The sequence below is a fragment of the Salipiger marinus genome (assembly GCF_900100085.1).
GTDB lineage: Bacteria > Pseudomonadota > Alphaproteobacteria > Rhodobacterales > Rhodobacteraceae > Salipiger > Salipiger marinus.
On the sequence record NZ_FNEJ01000072.1, the window covers coordinates 1 to 3,583 of the forward strand.

General features: G+C 62.6%; 5 protein-coding genes. 2 read left to right on the forward strand and 3 right to left on the reverse strand.

All coding sequences use genetic code 11. The annotated features are described in order from the left end of the window. Positions 1-15 precede the first annotated feature (15 nt). Positions 16-135 carry an IS66 family insertion sequence element accessory protein TnpB gene (gene tnpB, locus BLR51_RS28630; protein WP_375342707.1) on the forward strand — a complete coding sequence of 40 codons (120 nt, stop codon included), beginning with the start codon at positions 16-18 and terminating at the stop codon, positions 133-135. Here tnpB (BLR51_RS28630) and BLR51_RS26760 read toward each other — a convergent pair. The 3 genes from BLR51_RS26760 to BLR51_RS28635 form a co-directional block, all read right to left on the reverse strand. Continuing rightward, positions 106-2,223, reverse strand: coding sequence for a recombinase family protein (locus BLR51_RS26760; RefSeq protein ID WP_110506231.1), 2,118 nt, complete (start codon positions 2,221-2,223; stop codon positions 106-108). The genes tnpB (BLR51_RS28630) and BLR51_RS26760 overlap by 30 nt on opposite strands. Positions 2,224-2,524: 301 nt before the next feature. Next, the gene (locus BLR51_RS26765) at positions 2,525-2,980 is read right to left on the reverse strand and encodes a helix-turn-helix domain-containing protein (RefSeq protein ID WP_089852580.1); all 456 of its coding nucleotides are present in this window, start codon (positions 2,978-2,980) and stop codon (positions 2,525-2,527) included. Between the two features lie 206 nt (positions 2,981-3,186). Then, positions 3,187-3,444 (reverse strand): DUF5372 family protein, encoded by a 258-nt coding sequence (locus BLR51_RS28635; RefSeq protein WP_089852581.1) that lies wholly within the window; start codon positions 3,442-3,444, stop codon positions 3,187-3,189. Between BLR51_RS28635 and tnpB (BLR51_RS28085) the strand changes: the two genes are divergently transcribed. Next, on the forward strand, positions 3,396-3,583 hold a 188-nt coding region (gene tnpB, locus BLR51_RS28085), incomplete at its 3' end, for an IS66 family insertion sequence element accessory protein TnpB (protein WP_207543713.1). The two genes, BLR51_RS28635 and tnpB (BLR51_RS28085), sit on opposite strands and share 49 nt — an antisense overlap.

Consider the following 3,583-nt stretch of genomic DNA (forward strand, 5'->3'; position numbering starts at 1 on the left):
CCGGCAGGGGGCGCGGTGTTCGCGTTCCGGGGTCGGAAGGGCGACCGGTTGAAACTCCTTTACTGGGACGGCCAGGGGTTCTGCCTCTACTACAACGATCTGCGTTCATACTACACCTCTTTCCTCCTCAGGTGATGGTTTTGGCGGAACCGCCTCCTGCAGGCGTTCACCCGCCCGATCAGTGAGGCGGTCCCACCGGCTGGAATGCTTTTGCGGCAAGTTTGTAGCGGGGAGTTCGTAGAGACCATAGTGCCCGTTGTAGGCATGGCGGGTTATGAGGCCGTGTTTGACCCAGCTGTTGATGGTGGTCTCGTGGATATTGAGACGGGCAGCTGCTTCCTGCTTGGTCAGCATGCCGCGGGCACGCAGGCGATCATAACGTGAGCGCAACTTATATTGGTGAACGATGTAGGCGACCCGCTTGGAAGTGAATTGGGCGTCATGATGGCCGCGGCGGGAGGCTTCGCCCGGGCGGAGTTCTTGCTGGTTGAGAAGTTCGGCGATCTCGGAATAGACGTGGTCGTCGAGGAGCCTGTCTACCAGTTCGATGACCCCCGGCCTGGTCTTGATCTGCAAGGCGGGCGCTCTTGGGCTCAGGGTGGTGAGGGTCAGGACCTTTCCGCCTATGAACCGCACATGGACCTTGGTCGTTCCTTCCGCCGGCAGCTTGAGGAGGGTGACGTCCTCGATGATGTGGGCGAGCAGCCGCTTGCGGTCACGGTTCGGGGTATTGGGATCGGACCAGAGCTTCTTGAAGTCCTCCGTCATCGCAATGAGCCGCGCCTGGACGGCGTGGTCGAGGACGAATTGATCATGCTCGCGGGCGCGTTCGCGCTCTTCGCGGGCGTTTGCCAATGTGCGAAGCTTCTCGTTCCACTCGCCTTCGAGCGTGTCGGCGACGAGACGGTTATTGGGGTCGACAAGCATGAACCGCCGCTGCGCGAGATCGGCTTCCGTCTGGGCCCGCTCGACCGCGCGGCAGCGCAACCGGTCGGCTTCTTCATGACGTGACTGGATCTCCTTGCGCACGTCGAGCGCCAGTTCGACGGCCTCTGGCGCCATCTGCTCGGCAATCAGCATACCGACGGCCGCGTCGACCGCGGGCCCGGCGATCGACTGGCAGAGGGGGGCACCGCGATAGGCATGGGCGCGATCACAGATGTACCAGGCTTCATGTCGACCGCGCCGGGCAGCGTAGCGAACCCGCAGATGCCGACCACATTGCCCGCATATTGCCCGCCCCTGCAGCAGCGCCGGGCCTTCTCTTGGAATTGACGCCCGCGCCGCGTCATATCCATGGCTGTTCGCCTCCAGAATCTTCAGGTTCTCCTGATGTTGCTGCCAGCTGATGTAGCCGGGATGGGCATCGGGAATGCAGGCCAGCCAATCCTCATTTGACCGGGACCGCACCGTCCTCTTGCCTTCGATGGTGCGCCGGAACTGCCGTCGGCCATAGGCGTAGACGCCAGCATAGCGCGGATTGGTCAGAACGCGCAGTGCTGTCGACACCGTCAGCGGCCGGAAGATTGTCTCGGTGTTGTGCAGGCGCGAGGGGAATGGAAGACCTTCCCGATGAAAGGCTTTAACGGTCTGGGAGGCGGAGCCGACGCGAGAGAAGGTCTCGAAGAAATGGACGATCGTCTCCCTGACCTGCAGGTCAGGATCGAGCCCCACATTGCCGCCGTGGTCATAGACCAGCCCGGTCGGCAGGGGGCAGCGGAACTCGCCGCGCCGGGCCTTGTTGAGGATGCCGCCGCGCAATCTCGCCTTGATCACATGCAGCTCGGCCTCGCTCATTGTGCCCTTCAGGCCCAACAAGAGCCTGTCGTTGAAGCTCGCCGGGTCGTAGACGCCGTCTTCGTCAAGGATCAGGGTGTCGGCCAGGGCGCAGATCTCCAGCAGGCGTTGCCAGTCGGCGTTGTTGCGCGCCAGGCGGGACACTTCCAAGCCCATCACGATCCCGGCGCGGCCCAGCCCGACATCGCTGACCAGCCGCTGGAACCCCTCGCGCCAGGCGGCCGATGCTCCGGATTCTCCCTGGTCGTTGTCGATGACGATAATCTGCTCGTCATGCCAGCCAAGGGCGACGGCGCGTCCGCGAAGCGAATATTGCCGCTTGGCGCTCTCGGTGTTCTCGAGCACTTGACGCATCGAGGACTGGCGGATGTAGAGGTAGGCGTTGCGATCGAGGTGGTGGGGCTGAACTTTGAGGTGCATGTTCATGGGGCTCTCCGCTCGTTTATGCCGGTGTCGTTGATGCTGGTGGCGATCGCCGCAAGGATGTGGACGACGGCGCTGCGCCCGCCCTGCGTCGGCCAGGTGGCTGAAGGCCGGCTGCCTGGCTCTTGAGAAGAGATTGGCGCCGCAGTTATCGCCCTAGCCCATCCCCACATGCCCCGGCGCAGAAAGAGCACCAGGCCGCTGCGGGCCATGAGCGGCAGCGCTTCGCCCAAAGCGGCGGCGCGCAGTACCTCGTACTGAGCTGCGATGGTCGACGATGAACATGCCGCCTTCGCGGCACGGTTCACTTGCCAGTGCTTTTTTTTAGCGCCCGTTCGATCGTTCTGGGGTGGAGCTCGATGTCGAGCTCGTCGTGGACCAGCTTGGCAAGTTCGCGGGCACGGAGGGGTTCGCCAGGCGCCAGCCGTGCCTGCAAGAACGCCAAGATTGCTTCGTCGATCTTGCGCGGCCCGCGGGGCCCTGTCTTCTCCGGCACTAGCCCCGCGATTCCTGCCGTGTCGAAGTTCGCCTTGGCCTGATAGTAGGTCGGCCTGGAGACCCCGTACTCGTCGGCAGCCTCCGTCACCGACAGCTTGTCGACCAAGACGCGACGCAGCATCTCGTATTTGACCTGCACGATGTCGTGCGGGTCGAAGAAGTCGCTGCCGCGAAACTTCGGATCGCGGACCTTGTCCGGCGCCGAATTGAGCGTGCCCTCTTCGGCAAGGGCTGCGGTCTTTGACTGCCTGCTGTCGGGCATCGCTGGCTCTGGACGCAAGAGGGAAAGAATATGTAATAGCAATTATGCCGCAAATGCGCGCGGCGTCAAGATAGTGACTATCTGCGAGCGCCGATTCTAGGCAACTTGTCTCAATAAATCGGCCTAATAACTTCCTAAATCGCATGACTTGCGGCGTAGTTCGCTTTACAGATGCGGCATAATTGACCTTACGATCCATCCCTTGATCACCCCACCAATTTGCCTCTGAGGCGTTCTACCAAGTCAGCCAGTGCCAGCAGGTCAGAAACCCGCAACGCCGCTCGCCCGTGACCCACGACCACTTCTGGATCCGGGCTCGCAAGATCAGTCCAATGCGGAGGAACCGACCAGACGGCGCCATCCTCGGTCTGCAGCAAGAGCCGCGCACCATGTCGGTTCTGGCGGCGGCCCACACATGGCAAGCGACGCTCAAACAGCGGATGAAACGGATGCGTTACCCCCACTAGCTCCTGCTCTGCGTCGAGTGCGGCTGCATTCTCTCGCAAGGTACAAGGTTCTGGAACGCGGCCGCTTTCCTTGGCCGAACACGGCCTCGGGCGCGGTGCGGCTGACCTCGGCCCAGCTGGCGATGCTGTGGGAGGG